Origin of the sequence: Trichocoleus desertorum ATA4-8-CV12, assembly GCA_019358975.1 — a bacterium.
Classification (GTDB): domain Bacteria; phylum Cyanobacteriota; class Cyanobacteriia; order FACHB-46; family FACHB-46; genus Trichocoleus; species Trichocoleus desertorum_A.
On the sequence record JAHHIL010000032.1, the window covers coordinates 1 to 15,844 of the forward strand.

Sequence of the window (15,844 nt, forward strand, 5' to 3'; positions counted from 1 at the left end):
AAGTAGAAGCTTGGCAAGAGGAGCGCAATCAAGAGAAGACCTGGATTGATTGGCGATTTACGACCGCAGATGCCAGGATAAAACTGCATCGACTTTACCCGTCAACTAATAATTGACTGACTAGTAGACCTTTGAGCGAAATCACCTATCAAAACGTGGTGAAGGGCCAGCCTTATCTGCGTTGGGCGATCGCAGATTAACAATGCAATGAAGCAACACGATAGATATGCTAGAAAAAAATTTGATCAGCGGCTAGGCACATAGCCTAGCCGCTGATCAAAGCGTCTATTAGCTTGTCTATCTGAAGTAACCTCAGCATCAGAACTAGAACCAGAACTCGTCCACTGGTGCTCTAACTTAATTTGTTCAGCGATGATATCGACCAGGCAATGGATGTGCTCGATTGTGGCTCGAATATCATCCAGAGTTCTGACGCGCTCTGCCATCACTTCTTCAAAGGTTCTGTAATTCATACTTATGAACTAAATCGACTCATAGAAGCCAGGGGCACCTATGCCACCCAAAGATGACACAGATTTCTAGCACCCCCATCTTCCCGATTGGGCAGATAGCTTTAAAGCTTTTAGTGCCTTTGAATACATACAGGCTTGCTGTTCGCTAGCTTAGAGACAATGGGGCTGGAAGGGCGATCGCTAGTTTGTTAGCAAACAACAACTGCGTAGAATAAAGGCAAGAAGCAAGAAGCAAGTAGAACATGTATCTGACCTGGCTAGATAGCAACTCTTGGCTGATAGAGATCGGTGGCAAACGTATTCTGCTCGATCCTTGGTTGGTAGGGCCGTTGGTGTTTGGCAATATTAACTGGCTGTTTAAAGGCACCCGTCCTCAAGAGCGTCCCATTCCTGATCGCATCGACCTGATTTTGCTATCCCAAGGTTTAGAAGACCACACCCATCCGCCTACCCTTAAACAACTCGATCGCAGCATTCCGGTCGTCGCTTCTCCCAACGCTGCCAAAGTTGTGCGCGAGTTGGGTTACCACCAAGTAACGACGCTGGCGCATGGGGAAAGCTTTAATCTAGACAATCAGGTTAGTATTCAAGCGCTGCCCGGATCACCGATTGGCCCTTTTCTGACTGAGAATGCCTATTTCCTCAAAGAACTTGCTTCTGAACTCACCCTTTATTACGAGCCTCATGGTTACCATGCCCCCATCCTGAAGGAAATGGAATCTGTGGATGTGGTGATCACCCCAGTCATTGACATGAAAGTGCCTGTGTTGGGGCCAATTATTCAAGGGAAAAACAGTGCTTTAGAGTTAGCAGAAGCGGTGAAACCTCAAGTGATGCTACCCACTGCAGCCGGGGGCGATGTCACCTTTGAAGGAGTGCTGATGGCAGTCATCCAAAGCATGGGTAGCGCGGCTGCATTACGGACTCAACTGAGTGCCAAGAACCTGCCAACCCAACTATTAGAACCAAAACCCGGCGATCGCATAGAGCTAAAACTCCAACCAAGGGCGATCGCCAAATCATGAGCGGTAGAGACGAAGCATTCGGTAATAGGTAGGGGCGAAGCATTCGGTCAAGAGCTTTGGTAATTATCCCAAAAGCCTCTACCGAATGCTTCGCCCCTAAGCAATCCTAACGGTGGGTAGAACCATCAGGGAGAGTGGCTCCTTGCAGATTGGCTTTGTATAGGTTAACCCAGCCCAGTTCAGCTCCTAGCAAATTAGCTCCTTGCAGATTGGCTCCACTCAAGTTGGTGCCTCGCAGGTTCGTATAACTGAGATTGGCTCCCTGGAGATTGGCCTTGCTGAGATTGGCCCAAGTGCAATTAGCTTTAGATAAATCCGCTTCGCTCAGATTGGCTCTAGAAGCGTACACCCGACCCAGATGCGCCTGGATTAAGTTGGCCTTGGCAAGGTTGGCTTGGTAAAGGTGAGCAGTCATAAGTTCAGCGTTGTAGAGAGTGGCGTTGCTGAGATCTGCTTGGCTTAGATTAGCTCCCATCAGGTTGGCTTCGCTCAAGTTGGCTCGGCTCAAACGCGCTTCACTCAGGTCTGCACCTCGGAGGTTGGCTTCTCGTAGATCAGTACCAATGAGGTTGGCTTGGCTCAGGTCAGCTCGATTAAAATTGGTGCCCCGCAAATCCGTGCCAATCAGGTTAGCCCCGCTGAGGTTGGCATCACGCAAGTCTGCCTGCATCAGGCTGGCATCAACCAACTCGGCATTACACAGATACACTTCCACCAAGTCAGCAGCTTGCAGGTTGGCATTGTTGAGAATCGCATGGCTGAGGTTAGCGGCAATCAATTTTGTGTAGCTGAGGTCTACCCGCTTCAGATTAGCTCCTCGCAAATCTGCGCCTCGGAGGTTGATGCCGCTCAGATCTGCTTCGCTCAAATCCGGGTCTACAGCACCGTTGTGGGTTCTCCACTCCAGCCATCGCACAGCACCCATTTTCAATAGGGCCAAATGTTCTGGATTTGCCATTGAGTGCTTCCTTTATTCCTTGCCTCGATCAGTCGGGTTTTCGCGTCCAGTCACACTTTCAATAGCTCCCAGAGCAGCACTGGAGCCAGCGAGAATGTCTTGCTCATCTCCCCCTAAATACAGCCGTCCAAAGCTACCAAAGGCTTGCACCTCTAGCAATTTAATTCCTGCTGCCTTTTCTGCTTCATTGGCAGCGAGCGCCGCATACCCGGCAGGTTCGACTTCTAAGACATAAAGGGTTTGGCCTGCCAAAATCAGATTGCCTCGCCGAAAGCGGTTGATTAACTGAGTTTGGTGAGCGTCAATATTGCGGATAATCTGGCTAGAAACGACCCGTGGCTTCAGGCGATCGCGCTCTTTCACGCCTAGGGCTTCCAGAATGGCGATCCCAGCGGTACGGGTATCTCCCTGGTTCCGGGAATGCACTTCTAGCAAGCCATACAGACGCTCAACGATTTGCAAGCCAGGACGAACCGAAGTGGCTTTGAGGGCAACGTCTGTAATCCGGTTGATTTCAATGCCGGGAGAAATTTCTACCCATAACGAAGTGTCCCCTGGAAGAGGCAAGAACCCAGGCACCACGGTTCCCAAAAATGCCGCATGCTGCGGTTGAATATTGTCTAGATAAACGTAGCTGCGTAGTTCTATACCCAAGGCTAAAGCTCAGTGCGGATCAATTCGCTCAGTGTACGGGTAAAAGTATCGCAGCTAATGTGCCATCCTGCTATGGTGCCGCAGGTATGACTTGGGCAAAAGAGCCGCGATCGCCGATAGAAAGGGCTGCGGTTCAATCCCTTAAAAATCACTTCAAGGCTGACTGAGTACGAGGAATTTGGATCACAAACTCGGTTCCCTCACCCGGAGATGAGCAGCATATTAAGGTACCACTGTGCTTCTCCGTAATAATTTGATGGCTGATCGACATCCCCATGCCAATGCCCTTGCCCATCGGTTTGGTCGTAAAAAAGGGATCAAAGAGCCGTTTTTGCACCTGTTCTGGAATACCTGGCCCATTATCTGCGATCGCAATTTTCACCCATTTAGAACCCACCCATTCTGTACGAATGGTAATGGTAAGCGCTTTAGAGGGGTTGTGCTTGGCAGAACTTTCTTCTAAAACATCGATCGCATTCGCCAAGATATTCATAAATACTTGATTCAATTGTCCGGCGTAGCATTCTATCCGCATCAAGCCGCTGTACTGCTTAATCACGCGAATTTCGGGGCGATCGGATCTGGCCTTGAGACGGTTTTGCAAAATCATCAAGGTGCTGTCAATACCTTCATGAATATCCACCTCTTTCATCTCGGCCTCATCCATACGCGAAAAGGTGCGAAGTGAGGTGACAATTTTTTGAATTCGATCAGCCCCTACCCGCATAGACGTGAGGAGCTTGGGCAAGTCTGCTTGTAGAAACGCTAGATCAATCGTCACAGCCTCGTCTCGAATTTCTGGGTAGGGTGTGGGGTAATACTTCTGATACAGATGTAATAGCCCTAACAGATCTTGGGTGTAGCCCTCAGCATGAGTGAGGTTGCCATAGATGAAGTTCACCGGATTATTGATTTCATGGGCGACCCCCGCCACAAGTTGGCCCAGGCTAGACATCTTTTCGCTCTGGAGCATTTGGGACTGGGTGCGCTGGAGTTCTTGTAAAATCTGGGCCAGTTCTTGAGCTTTGGCTTGGCTTTGCTGATAGAGTTCTGCTTGGTTAAGGGCGATCGCCAGTTGATCTGTGACAGCTTGAAGCAGTTCTATCTCACTGGCTGTCCAGCTATGCGCTTGAGTAAGGTGATTACAGGTCAGGCAACCCATGCGCGCTGAACTGGTTCGAATCGGCAGCAGAACTTCAGATTTGACCCCTAAGCTTTGCAACAGCGAACGGTAGATAGGATCGCCAAATTGCTCAACATCATCAATTTGGATCACTGCTTGTTGCAGCAGCAACTGGCTGACCGAACCGACGACATCGACCGGGTAAAGCCCCAAAAAGCTGGGATCGCTCTCCCGCTTGGCTTCCTGGACAACTTCCCAAATGGGCGTTTCTGCCTCAGGACTAAACCAACAAAAGGTGCAGTGATCAGCTTCTAATAAGTTACAAACGGCCTGAAGCGTGGTTTCAATCACGATGTCTAGATCCAGAGACTGGCGGATCTGAGTGACTAATCGATTCAGCATCGCTTGCCGTTCTGCATAGTCTTGGAGTTGGGCCTCTGCTGCCTTGCGAACGACTTCGTCGCGCTTCGCTTCGCTGACATCCCGACAGACAATCATTCCCCCCTTTAAGTTACCTGCGGCGTCTTTTAGCGGTTTGCCGCTAATCAGCAACCAAAGCCCTGCTGGAGCCTGAGCATGGCGAGTAAACATTTCGACATTCTGCGGTTGCTCACCTTGGAGCGTTCGGACGAGGGGTAGGGCTTCCATCGGAAACGGTGTCACTGTATCTGGAAGAAACAGCCCATAGTGCTCCGACCAACCTTCTTGGCCAATCTCTACCGCTCCATTGCCAAAGATTTTGGCTGCGGCTGGATTGAAGACCAAAAATTTACCTGCCTCATCCGCCACAATCACGCCGTCGCTCATCGATTCCAGGATCAGCTGGGATAACGCTTGTTGTGCTTGGAGTTCAGCTCTGGCCTGTTTTTGTGCCTCTTCTGCCTGCCTGCGGCGAGTCACATCCATTAACATGCCGTCCCAAACAATATCACCGTTGGATTGAAGTTCTGGACGAGAGGCAGCCTCAATCCACTTGAGTTGACCTGACGGCAAGCAAAAGCGCCCTTCCCAGTGCCAGGGTTTTAGAGTTTGGGCTGAATCAGCGACTGATTGGCTAAAGCCAGGAAGATCTTCTGAATAAATCAGCGCGATCAGCCGCGAGCCATCTTCTCGGATTTCATGGGGTGCCAAATCAAAGAGTTCACGACAACCCAAGCTCACAAACGGAAAGCTAAACGACCCATCAGGAGCCAATCGGAACTGATAAATCATTCCCGGCAAATTGTCCGCCAGCTTACGAAACCAGGCTTCACTAGGGTCACTGGCTTGTGATTGCTGGGATTGAACTGTTAGCTTCAGTTCTTCCTGGGATACCATGCCGCAGCGGCTCCTTTGCATGAGGTGACAAGATTGAAATTAGATTTCCCAACGAGACTTCCACGCTTAGCAGAACTGATACAGCTCTCAAAGCTAGGGCTCGATTCAGTCCGAGCATCTCGTGTAGGTCAATCTTACAGAGGCGATCGCCTGTTGGCCGGAAGCGCGGAGAACGGGCCACAAAATTTTTTTAGGTATCCCTGAGGCGCGATCGAGGAGCCACAAAATCTATCGCAATCAATGCAGAGTTGATTAAAAGTTGATTCGGGGCGACTAGACAAGCAGCAATCAGAACCCATGATTCAAGCAGCAACTAGCATCGGTTGAGCTGCAGCAAAGCCTGAAGGCAGGGTTCTCAGACTGACCCAGATTTTATACTCAGATCTCATACAAGTGATACACACTTGGCTACCCTGCTCGGCTAAATCCATTGCAAAGGCAAAAGCTTTTTGTCTGCTACCGACCGGAAATTTTTCCCAGAGGTAGTACAGCTCTTTGCCAGAACACATGCCTTCGCGAATCTCATGGTCATACAAAAATTTAAAGGGATGAACCAATTCATGAGAGAGCACCAAGGGCAACATAAAACCTCAGCCAAAGGAACACTCTTAATTCTTACTTAATACTTTATCAAAGAAATGTATTCTCGCCTACTTAAAGAAAAAATATTGAAATTTTTATATTGTGATAAATAACGAAGGATTTTGCAAGAAAGGCAATAGTAGCATCGCGATATACTCTTACTTCCCTTAATCGGCCAAAATTCAACACTATCAAAGGGTAGCTAGTTTGAGCTAGGTCATTTAGCGGAGTAAGTTCAGCCATTTAACCGAGTGTTTTTCTGTGGTCATGCTCACATCCAAAAGCGCCAAATTTTAAGCTTATTTTGAGCGCTCAGAGCAAAAATCTCAGGTTAATGCTGAGATCGAAATTAGCGATCGCTTGCTAAAACAGATGCAAAATAACGCGATCGCAGAATATAAAAAAAGGGCGATCGCGAAATCCGTAAGAGAATTCTGCGATCGCCCTTTTAAGAGAATTGGTTATTGCTCGTCACGTCCGTGGGCAAAAGCGGGAGGAGAGGTGGCCTCGACTGCTGTAAATGGCTCCAAAACCTTGTAGGTGTGAGAGGCTCCCTTCGGCACGACCCAAGAATCTCCGGTTTCCAGAAGCACCATTTGACCTTCTATGTGTAATTCAGCGCGACCTTGGATTACATAGCCTACGGTTTCGTATTCACGACGAGTTTCAGGCTTAGATTCACCCGGTTGCTCGTTTTCCCACATCCGCATGGCAAGGGTCACCCCTCCAGCCAGGTACTTCTGCCCCAACTCACCATGAGGAGATTGGGCGGATTGAACTTTAATGACTGTGGTATCACTCATGATTTTTCGCTCAATAACGACAAGTTAAACAATTGGCGATCGCAATGGGGCAAGCTCTAGCCCATCCGCCTGACTAGGCGAGTGAGGCTGAAAAGGGTCAGGCTTGATATGCTCAGCTTCTAGAATTTCAACCAAGTTATACAGCTCCGAGAGCAACTGGTTGATTAAAGCTGTCTTTTCAAGTTGAGGAGCAGGATCAATCTCCATGACTACGACCTACGGCTTGAGGACAACTTTGATGCAGTTCTCTTTTTTATCTCTAAAGATCTCGTAGCCGTGGGGGGCTTGGTCTAGAGGTAGTTTATGGGTAATGACAAAGGAGGGGTCAATCTTGCCTTGCTGTACAGCGTCCATCAAGGGTTTAATGTAACGGTGCATATGGGTTTGCCCCATTTTAAAGGTCAAGCCTTTGTTGAAAGCAGCCCCAAAAGGCACTTTATCTAGGAAGCCACCATACACGCCTGCGAGGGAAACATGCCCCCCTTTTCGACAAGAGAGAATGACTTGACGTAGGGCAGTGGGGCGATCGGTTTCTAGCCGTACCGCTTGCTTGACTTGGTCATACATGGCCATTGGGCCTGTGCCATGTGCTTCCATCCCTACCGCATCAATGCAGCTATCAGGGCCGCGCCCGCCCGTCATCTCTTTGACGGCTTCTCCGGCATCAATTTCTTCGTAGTTGATGATTTCAGCTCCACATTGCTCTTTCGCCATCTGTAAGCGTTCGGGTATGCGATCGATCGCGATTACCCGCTCAGCTCCTAGCATGAAAGCACTCTTGATGGCAAACTGACCCACAGGGCCACAACCCCAAACTGCTACAGTATCTCCTGGCTCGATATTGCAGTTTTCTGCGGCCATGTAGCCTGTAGGAAAAATATCCGTCAGGAACAAGACTTGATCATCACTGAGTCCATCAGGCACCTTGAACAGACCCACATCAGCAAAGGGAACACGAGCATATTCTGCTTGACCACCTGCATAACCACCAAACATGTGGGAGTAGCCAAACAGCCCAGAGGGAGAGTGCCCCATTGCCGCTTCAGCAATCCAGCCGTTGGGGTTGGAGTTGTCGCATAAGGACCACAAATCTCGCTGGCAGAAGAAGCAGTTGCCGCAGGAGATGGTGAAGGGGACAACGACGCGATCGCCAATTTTGACGTTATTGACGGCACTACCGAGTTCTACGACTTCTCCCATAAACTCATGACCGAGGATGTCTCCCTCTTTCATAGTGGGAATGTAGCCGTCGAGGATATGGAGGTCTGAGCCACAAATGGCGGTGGAGGTGATTTTGATGATGGCATCACGGGGATTGAGAATGGTGGGATCGGGGACGTTGCCGATCCGAACGTCGTTGGCTCCATGCCAGCAAAGTGCTTTCATTTAGTCTTGCTCCTTTATGCTTTCAAATTAGGTTTTGATATAAACACTGAAAAGAACCGAACCCTTGGGGGCACTCGCTCCCAAACCCCCGCTGAGGGACGGCTGCGTCCCCCAGACTCCCTCCAGAGGTAACTCTTGGATGAAGTTACACCCCCTATTTACACTTTCTAGCTCCAGACATGGGAATTACGCTCTTAACTTCCCCCAGGATTGGGGGATTGAGGGGGCCAGATGGGGCTAGGGGGTTAGGTCACGGTTTAAACATGACTCGCATGCAGTTATCTTGTTTGTTTTTGAACATTTCGAAGCCGCGTTTGGCTTCTTCTAGGGGTAGGGTGTGAGTGAGGACGGCAGAGGGATCGATGCCGCCGTTGAGGACGTGTTCTAGCAACATGGGGATGTAGCGCTGGCCGTGCATTTGCCCCATTTTGAAGGTCAAGCCTTTGTTGAAGGCTGCGCCGAAGGGCATTTTGTCTACGAAGCCAGAATAGACTCCCATGATCGAGAGAGTGCCGCCTTTGCGACAGGCGACCATCATTTGCCGTAGGACGTTGGGGCGATCGGTTTCTAGGCGAACGGCTTGCTTGGCTTTGTCGTAGAAGCCTTCTACACCCATGCCATGTGCTTCTAGTCCCACCGCATCAATGCAGCTATCGGGGCCGCGTCCTCCGGTCATTTCTTTGAGAGCTTCGCCTGCGTCTACTTCTTCGTAGTTGATCACTTCGGCTTTGACCCATTCCCGTGCCATTCGGAGGCGTTCGGGGAAGCGATCGATCGCGATCACTCGTTCCGCACCCAGCATATAGGCACTGTGCATGGCGAATAAACCCACGGCACCTGCCCCCCAAACCGCGACGGTATCTCCGGGTTGGATGTCGCACATTTCTGCGCCCATGTATCCGGTGGGGAAAGCGTCGGAGAGAAAGAGTAATTTCTCGTCGGGGATGCCTTCTGGAACTTTAATCGCGCCGTGGTCGGCAAAGGGGACGCGGATATATTCGGCGTGGGCTCCAGCGTAGCCTCCGAAGGCATGGGAGTAGCCAAAAATTCCAGCGGTGGAGTAACCTGTGACTTGTTCTTGTAGCCAGCCTTTGGGGTTGGAGTTGTCGCACAGAGACCACTGTTGCAGGTTGCAGTAAGAGCATTGACCGCAACCAATGATCGAGGAAACGACGACGCGATCGCCTCGTTGCAATTTCCGCACTTCGCTGCCCACCTCGACCACTTCGCCCATAAATTCGTGACCAATAATGTCACCGGGCTGCATGGTGGGGATGTAGCCGTCATAAATGTGGAGATCGGAGCCACAGATGGCCGCTGCTGTCACCTTGATAATTGCGTCTCGCGGATTGAGAATTTTAGGGTCGGGAACGGTGTCTACGCGCACATCATTCGCCCCATGCCAGCAAACTGCTCTCATCGAATGATTACTCCTGCCTAGTGGGACTCGCGACAGGATGTTTGCCCTTCGGTGGTGGCAATTTCGCCAGCTTCCATCAGCATCTTGAAGCGGCGTAGCTCATCGCCAATTTGCTGTTCGGGTTCTTCGCCCAATAGCTTGGCGATCGCGGCGGAGACGGCACCACCGGGAATGTTGTATTCCATCACGACTTTGACTTCAGTGCCACGATTACCTGTAGCAGGTTGGAAGCGCACAAAGCCAGAGTTATCAACATCGGCGTTCTCAGCAGAAGCCCAGGCAATGAAGCGGTTTTCTTCTTCTTGAATGATGTCGGCATCCCACTCAACACTGTTGCCCAAAGGAGCGCTGGCAATCCAATGCGATCGCGTATTGTTGTAGGCGGTGACAGACTTGAGATGTTTCATGAACCGGGGCAGGTTCTCTAAGTTGCGCCAAAAACGGTATAACTCTTCGGCAGGCTTGTTAATCGTCACAGTTTTTTCGACTTTGATGCCCTTGTTAAGACCCACGGCATCTTGAGCCTGCTGAAGCACTCCTTGAGCCTGTTGCACAGTGCTTTGCTTGGTCATGCCTTGATAAAGCAAGCCCCCGCCTGCAACTGCGGTCAAAACGCCCCGGAGAGAGCGTTGCTGTAAACCTGCTAAAACTAAGGCACCTCCTCCAAGGAGCGAGGCCCAACGCTCAGCATCACTGGCCTCGCTGTTACTAGACTGGTTAGACATGATCGGCTGATTACTACTTTGTTCCATTTGTTTTTCCTTTTTTAGAGTTTCAAATTTGAGTTGATTTACTAAACGCCTAGCCGAGCGGAAAGAAAAGAACTATCTTGTGCGCGTTGCAGCAACTCACAGACTTCGCGATCGCTAGTTTGCGGGAACTCCTCGTACCAGGCTCCGACCGAGTTAAAGCGCTCTGGCATCACAGCACAGATGATGGCGTCTACTTGGGGGCTGATCTGCTCGTATGCTTGCCGCGCTCCCACCGGAACCGCCACCACAATTTCTTGGGGTTGTTGTTGCCGCACCGCCATGACTGCCGCTCGCATGGTGGCTCCTGTGGCCAAGCCATCATCAACCAGAATCACCGTCTGTTCTTGAATCGGGAGAGCAGGGCGATCGCCACGATATAGATGTTCTCGCCGTTCTAATTCTTGTTTCTCGCTCTGCGTTACCTGTTCCAGCGTGGTATCCGAGATCTGCTGCATCTCCACCACATCTTGATTCAGCACCCGCACATCACCGGAAGCGATCGCCCCCATTGCTAGTTCTTCGTGACTAGGAACTCCTAGTTTCCGGACGAGGAAAATATCTAGGGGAGCGTGGAGGGCAGTAGCAATTTCAAAGGCAACCGGAACCCCACCGCGAGGCAAGCCTAAAACCAGCACATCATCGCGCTCGCCATATTGGGTGAGCAAAGCTGCGAGTGCTTGACCTGCTTCGGTTCGGTTTTGAAATCGCTTCATGGTTCAATCCTCCTAACCAGCCTGGAGCGCTAGCGAACTGCAATTATCCTGTCACCTCAACCGCTGACTGCGGCACCGGAGGTAGGCTGAGGGGGGCTAACTGGTCCAGCGCTGATGCGAGCATGGTAAAGATCGGCGACTTGCTGCTCATGCTTGGCAATGTCGATCTCCATGTGATCGAAAATCAGGGTAGTGGTGGGGTCTGTCAGCTTATTCCGCAGCGCATAGGTGTCTACAACTCCGGTTTGCAAATCGCCCAAGGCTCGCCGCAAAATCGAAACATCATCACTGCGGGTCTGCAACCAACCTTTGAGAGTGGCGAGAGTGCCGCTGGCAAACGCTTGCAGAGATTCTTGCTCTCCGAACAGCCGCAACCTTCCTTCTAACTTCTGGATATGTTGTTTCTTGGCCGTGCAGACATGCTGAAAAACAGACCGCAACTCACCGTCATCTGTCTTCTCGGCATATTGCTGAAAAGCTTCCAAACCGTAACGCTCTCCGGCGATCGCTGTATTAATAGCACTAACAATCTCCTGCTTACTGGAGCCGCCCCACTCTTCGCCCAACTTCCACCAACCTGCATCGCGATCGCTAACATCCGGCAGAGTCGTGTCGGGAATGCTCAAGCCCAGACGAGTCAAGATCGCAGCCGTAAACATGGGCAAGTCACCCGGACGACGCGAGGTGAGTAGATTGCCATCTACAACAAGTGGCTCATCTACATAGTTGGCTCCCGCATTCTGCATATCTTTACGAATGGCTCGGAAACCTGTAGCAGTGCGCCCTTGGAGTAAGTCTCCCTCGATCAATACTTGAGGGCCGTGGCAAACGGCGGCAACCAACTTGTTTTGGGCGATCGCGTCTTGCACGAAGCGCACCGTTTTCATGTTGGTTCGCATTTTGTCCGGAGCCATGCCACCTGGAATGATCACCGCGTCAAAGTCAGCGACACGGGCTTCTGTAGTGGTACCATCAGGCTCCTGCGACACTTTGCCCTGCTTCCCTTTGTACTGCTCATTCATGCGGGAACCGAGAACCACAACTTCGGCCCCAGCTTTCTTAAGAGCGGTATAAGGAACTTGAAACTCTGAATCTTCAACGCCGTTTTCAATCAGAATAGCAACCCGTCTAGAGGAGGCGGGTGTACCGTTCTGGGAGTAGTTGGATACCATAACTAAATTCCGTATAACTAACTGCTGGGGTTCTGTGGGGTTGGAACGGGGGAGAGAGGCGCTTAGAAGCCTGAGTAGATTGAATGCAGACTGAATCTAAAGCTACGGTTGGGCCAAAAAATCCTAGCGGGTCGCTGCGGTTTGTGGGTTGAGTCGCTTCGCCAGCAATGCTTTTGCCCGTTCTGCCCGTCTGCTCTCTTCTTCCTGCAACTCTTGGAAGAACTGAGTTAGCTCACTGTCTCCTGCTTCTTCCGCGTCCTGGATTATAGACTTCACAGGTGGCAGCGCCTTCTAAGGCATGGTAGAGCACGCTCACTAGGTCGTACTGCTCGTCGCTGGTACCAGTCGTATGGTCGCCGTGATGAGACATGTTGATCCTCCTGGGTTTTGACACGTCGGTTTAGACCCACGTGCGCTTATGAGCACGCTTCAGCGTAGTCCGCTAGCAACAACCTCTCCTCGCCCTACAGGTAGATCTCAAAGCTACGAAATGTGAGCAATCCTAACTTCCCCGGTAACTGCTACTTGGATCAATTTTGTAGAATCTAGCCTCAAACTCGCTGAAATGAGTCGCGCTCAGCTTTTCTAGCTAGGCGGAGTTTTGAGCTATCAAATCATCAATGCTAAAACTGGTGCGATCGCCCTCACTTGCGAGCCTTCACAAAAAAGGCCGTCATGTCTTGCCATACTCCTGCATCTGTTGCCAACTGCGCAATTTCAGCTCGATATTTCCTCCGAAGTTGTTCCAGTTGTTGAGTAGATAACACAGATAAAGGATTACCTCGTGGATAAAAACCGTCGCTCCAGCTTAATCTGGGGTCATTCAAGCTCAAATAACATCCGGACGCCTCTCTAACAACCTCGATCTCTCTAAAGCCCGCTTGCAGCAACAGACGATGACACTTCTCAGGTGTATTCAATGGTTCGTTAATGTGAGGGAAGGCAAGATTGAATAGCTCCTGATAGACTTTGGCTTGAACTGAAGCTAGGTAAGCAGTGTCCGCCGGACAGGTGAACGCCACAAATCCTCCTGACTTGAGAAAACTGTGCCACTTCTGTAAGGTTGTAGGAATATCAGGCAAATAGCTGATCGCAGAGCAACAGAAAATCACGTCAAAGCTTTCAGGGGCAAATTCTATAGATTCTGCATCTGCTTCCATGAACTCAACATTTTCTAATTCCAAAACTTCAACCTTCTGCCTAGCCTGCGCCAGCATTCCAGGAGAAAAATCAACTCCTAGCACATAACCCTCTACCCCAACTTTTTGTGCCGCAGCAATTGCTATTAATCCTGTACCTGTAGCAATATCAAGCACACTTTGCCGCTTTTGTAATGGCACGAAGTTTAATAGCTGATTTGCCTCTTGAGGGTGCCGAGAACCTTCTTTGTCATAGGCAGCTCTCCGATTAAAGAAATCGATTACCTGTTGCTTGTATTGATTCATGGGCTTTGGAACTAGAGTTGATTTTGGGATGCCTAGAAGCTTTAAGCGTAAGGAATACAGGAGTTATGAGTCAAAATCTAGCTCTTTTCTTTACTCTCGAAGCGACGGGTTAAGCTGATGGAAAATTGCGATCGCTTCCCCACCCTTCTGGCTCCTTTCTTCTTACCCCTTACCTCTCACCCCTCACCCTCTTGTCTATCTAATTACAGAGGACTAAACAGTCAGAACAATTACAGTCCCTCATATGAGCCAATCAGGGCCTCTACGTTTCTGCCTATTTGTGGAGTGAGGTTAGCTGTATCTTCGTTAACTTGGCAACTATAGAACTGCAAATTTATAAAACTGTTAAGACAGAGAGGCAGGGCAATGGCTAACCAAACCTCATCTGGGGTCAATCCCGAACCAGGACTGAACGCGAGCCAACATGTGGACGCACCAGAGACCAATGAATACACCGATACTAATCCTGCATTATTTAGCGACGAAGCAGAGGCACCAGAGCAGATCGCAGATGATGACGTACCTCAAGAATTTACAGAATCCTATGGGACTGGGGTGAAAGACCAACCAGGCTGGACAACGGGCGGACGCACCATGCAAACCCGTAGACAGGACTACAACGCCACCAGCCCAGAACTGAGCGGTGGGGACGTAGACGCAGCCTGGACTATGCACATGGAAGGCGAAGAAATGGTGGGCGGTACGGTTGCGACCCCCGACCAAGATATTGTGGATGACTTGGGCGCAGCGATGGGCACAGAAATGCGCGATCGCGAAGATTTCTACGGCAACGATAAATTTGCTCAGCGCGATGAGCATCGTTGGGACTTAGATCCTGCCTCCGCCGAGGACTACCAAAATCGACATCAAGAAGAATAATCCCTCAGGGATTTGCAAAGGATAGCCCCTCAGGGATTTGCAAAGGATAGTCCCTCAGGGATTTGCAGCAATAAGGATATAGCGGTGATGCAACTGAAGCCAATTAATCAGCAGGTCGTGGCGATCGTCGGTGCTTCTAGTGGCATCGGTCGGGAAGCAGCTCTCCAATTTGCTCAACGGGGAGCCAAGGTAGTCGTAGCAGCTCGGAGCCAGCCTGGGCTGGATTCTTTGGTAGAGCAGATCCAACGAGCGGGAGGTGAGGCGATCGCGGTGGTCGCAGATGTCGCCGATATGCAGCAAGTCCAGGCGATCGCTGACAAAGCAGTAGAACGCTATGGTCGCCTTGATACCTGGGTGCATGCCGCTGCTACGGGTGTGCTGGCTCGCTTTGAGCAGATTACCCCAGAAGAATTTCAGCGGGTGATTGATGTCAACCTAATGGGGCAGTTTTATGGGGCAAAGGCAGCTTTACCTTACTTAAGGCGAGAAGGTCGGGGTGCCTTGATTCATATCTCTTCAATGGAAGGTCGGCGGAGTCTACCACTGCAAAGCCCATACTGTGCGGCCAAACATGCGCTGCAAGGGATGTTGGAGTCTCTGCGGGTAGAACTGCAACATGAAGGCATACCGATCAGCGTCACCAGTATTCTGCCTTCTGTGATTAATACGCCGTACTACAACAAGGTGAAAACCAAGCTGGGTGTAAAGCCCACAGGGATTCCACCTTACTATGATCCGCGCTTGGTCGTAGATGCGATTCTGTATGTGGTAGAGCATCCTACCCGCGACTTTATCGTAGGAGATGTGGGTCGAATGTTAGATGTAGTGCAGCGGATCTCTCCTCCTCTCATTGACGCAATTTTGACGGTCGTGGGGATTCCAGGGCAGCACACTAATGAACCAGAGTCAGAAGCTTCTCCAAATAACGTTTTTGCTCCTATCTCCGCCGATCAGGGGCTCGATCGCGTAGATGGCGACTTTGGCAACTTAGTCATTCCCAGCGTTTCGGACTGGTTAGCCATGCGATCGCCTTTTGCCTGGAGTGCGGTGGCAGGCACTGTGGCAGTCGGAGCACTGGCTTTGCTAACAGCAGGGATGCTCAACAACTCCCAGCAGCCTTAATTAAGAACCTAACCCCCAGC

General features: G+C 50.5%; 17 protein-coding genes. 3 read left to right on the forward strand and 14 right to left on the reverse strand.

Annotated features, from left to right (window positions below; translation table 11 throughout):
- Positions 1-245: 245 nt before the first annotated feature.
- Positions 246-473 carry a hypothetical protein gene (locus tag KME12_18880; GenBank protein ID MBW4489852.1) on the reverse strand — a complete coding sequence of 76 codons (228 nt, stop codon included), beginning with the start codon at positions 471-473 and terminating at the stop codon, positions 246-248.
- A 242-nt stretch (positions 474-715) separates the two neighbouring features.
- Here KME12_18880 and KME12_18885 point away from each other — a divergent pair, with 242 nt between their 5' ends.
- Positions 716-1,498, forward strand: a complete 783-nt coding sequence (locus KME12_18885; GenBank protein MBW4489853.1) for an MBL fold metallo-hydrolase — start codon at positions 716-718, stop codon at positions 1,496-1,498.
- A 106-nt stretch (positions 1,499-1,604) separates the two neighbouring features.
- Here the strand turns inward: KME12_18885 and KME12_18890 are convergent, their stop codons facing one another.
- The 13 genes from KME12_18890 to KME12_18950 form a co-directional block, all read right to left on the reverse strand.
- Positions 1,605-2,456 carry a pentapeptide repeat-containing protein gene (locus KME12_18890; GenBank protein ID MBW4489854.1) on the reverse strand — a complete coding sequence of 284 codons (852 nt, stop codon included), beginning with the start codon at positions 2,454-2,456 and terminating at the stop codon, positions 1,605-1,607.
- Positions 2,457-2,468: 12 nt separating this feature from the next.
- Positions 2,469-3,110 (reverse strand): hypothetical protein, encoded by a 642-nt coding sequence (locus KME12_18895; GenBank protein ID MBW4489855.1) that lies wholly within the window; start codon positions 3,108-3,110, stop codon positions 2,469-2,471.
- Positions 3,111-3,258: 148 nt separating this feature from the next.
- Positions 3,259-5,550, reverse strand: coding sequence for a PAS domain S-box protein (locus tag KME12_18900; GenBank protein MBW4489856.1), 2,292 nt, complete (start codon positions 5,548-5,550; stop codon positions 3,259-3,261).
- A 302-nt stretch (positions 5,551-5,852) separates the two neighbouring features.
- Positions 5,853-6,134, reverse strand: a complete 282-nt coding sequence (locus KME12_18905) for a hypothetical protein (GenBank protein ID MBW4489857.1) — start codon at positions 6,132-6,134, stop codon at positions 5,853-5,855.
- Between the two features lie 459 nt (positions 6,135-6,593).
- Positions 6,594-6,935, reverse strand: coding sequence for a cupin domain-containing protein (locus KME12_18910; GenBank protein ID MBW4489858.1), 342 nt, complete (start codon positions 6,933-6,935; stop codon positions 6,594-6,596).
- 24 nt (positions 6,936-6,959) lie between these two features.
- Positions 6,960-7,142, reverse strand: a complete 183-nt coding sequence (locus KME12_18915) for a hypothetical protein (GenBank protein ID MBW4489859.1) — start codon at positions 7,140-7,142, stop codon at positions 6,960-6,962.
- Positions 7,143-7,151: 9 nt separating this feature from the next.
- Positions 7,152-8,321, reverse strand: coding sequence for a glutathione-dependent formaldehyde dehydrogenase (locus KME12_18920; GenBank protein ID MBW4489860.1), 1,170 nt, complete (start codon positions 8,319-8,321; stop codon positions 7,152-7,154).
- A gap of 250 nt (positions 8,322-8,571) precedes the next feature.
- On the reverse strand, positions 8,572-9,741 hold the full coding sequence (locus KME12_18925) for a glutathione-dependent formaldehyde dehydrogenase (GenBank protein MBW4489861.1): 1,170 nt from the start codon (positions 9,739-9,741) through the stop codon (positions 8,572-8,574).
- Positions 9,742-9,758: 17 nt separating this feature from the next.
- Complete coding sequence (locus KME12_18930; protein ID MBW4489862.1) at positions 9,759-10,493, reverse strand: SRPBCC family protein; 735 nt, start codon at positions 10,491-10,493, stop codon at positions 9,759-9,761.
- Between the two features lie 41 nt (positions 10,494-10,534).
- Complete coding sequence (locus KME12_18935; GenBank protein MBW4489863.1) at positions 10,535-11,206, reverse strand: phosphoribosyltransferase; 672 nt, start codon at positions 11,204-11,206, stop codon at positions 10,535-10,537.
- A 56-nt stretch (positions 11,207-11,262) separates the two neighbouring features.
- On the reverse strand, positions 11,263-12,378 hold the full coding sequence (locus KME12_18940; protein MBW4489864.1) for a DJ-1/PfpI/YhbO family deglycase/protease: 1,116 nt from the start codon (positions 12,376-12,378) through the stop codon (positions 11,263-11,265).
- Between the two features lie 123 nt (positions 12,379-12,501).
- The gene (locus KME12_18945; protein ID MBW4489865.1) at positions 12,502-12,654 is read right to left on the reverse strand and encodes a hypothetical protein; all 153 of its coding nucleotides are present in this window, start codon (positions 12,652-12,654) and stop codon (positions 12,502-12,504) included.
- 368 nt (positions 12,655-13,022) lie between these two features.
- Entirely contained in the window at positions 13,023-13,823 is an 801-nt protein-coding gene (locus KME12_18950) for a methyltransferase domain-containing protein (GenBank protein MBW4489866.1), read from the reverse strand.
- A 504-nt stretch (positions 13,824-14,327) separates the two neighbouring features.
- On the opposite strand from KME12_18950, the gene KME12_18955 reads away from it, so the two are divergent.
- Entirely contained in the window at positions 14,328-14,702 is a 375-nt protein-coding gene (locus tag KME12_18955; protein ID MBW4489867.1) for a hypothetical protein, read from the forward strand.
- 87 nt (positions 14,703-14,789) lie between these two features.
- Positions 14,790-15,824, forward strand: a complete 1,035-nt coding sequence (locus tag KME12_18960; protein ID MBW4489868.1) for an SDR family oxidoreductase — start codon at positions 14,790-14,792, stop codon at positions 15,822-15,824.
- The last annotated feature ends 20 nt before the right edge of the window (positions 15,825-15,844 follow it).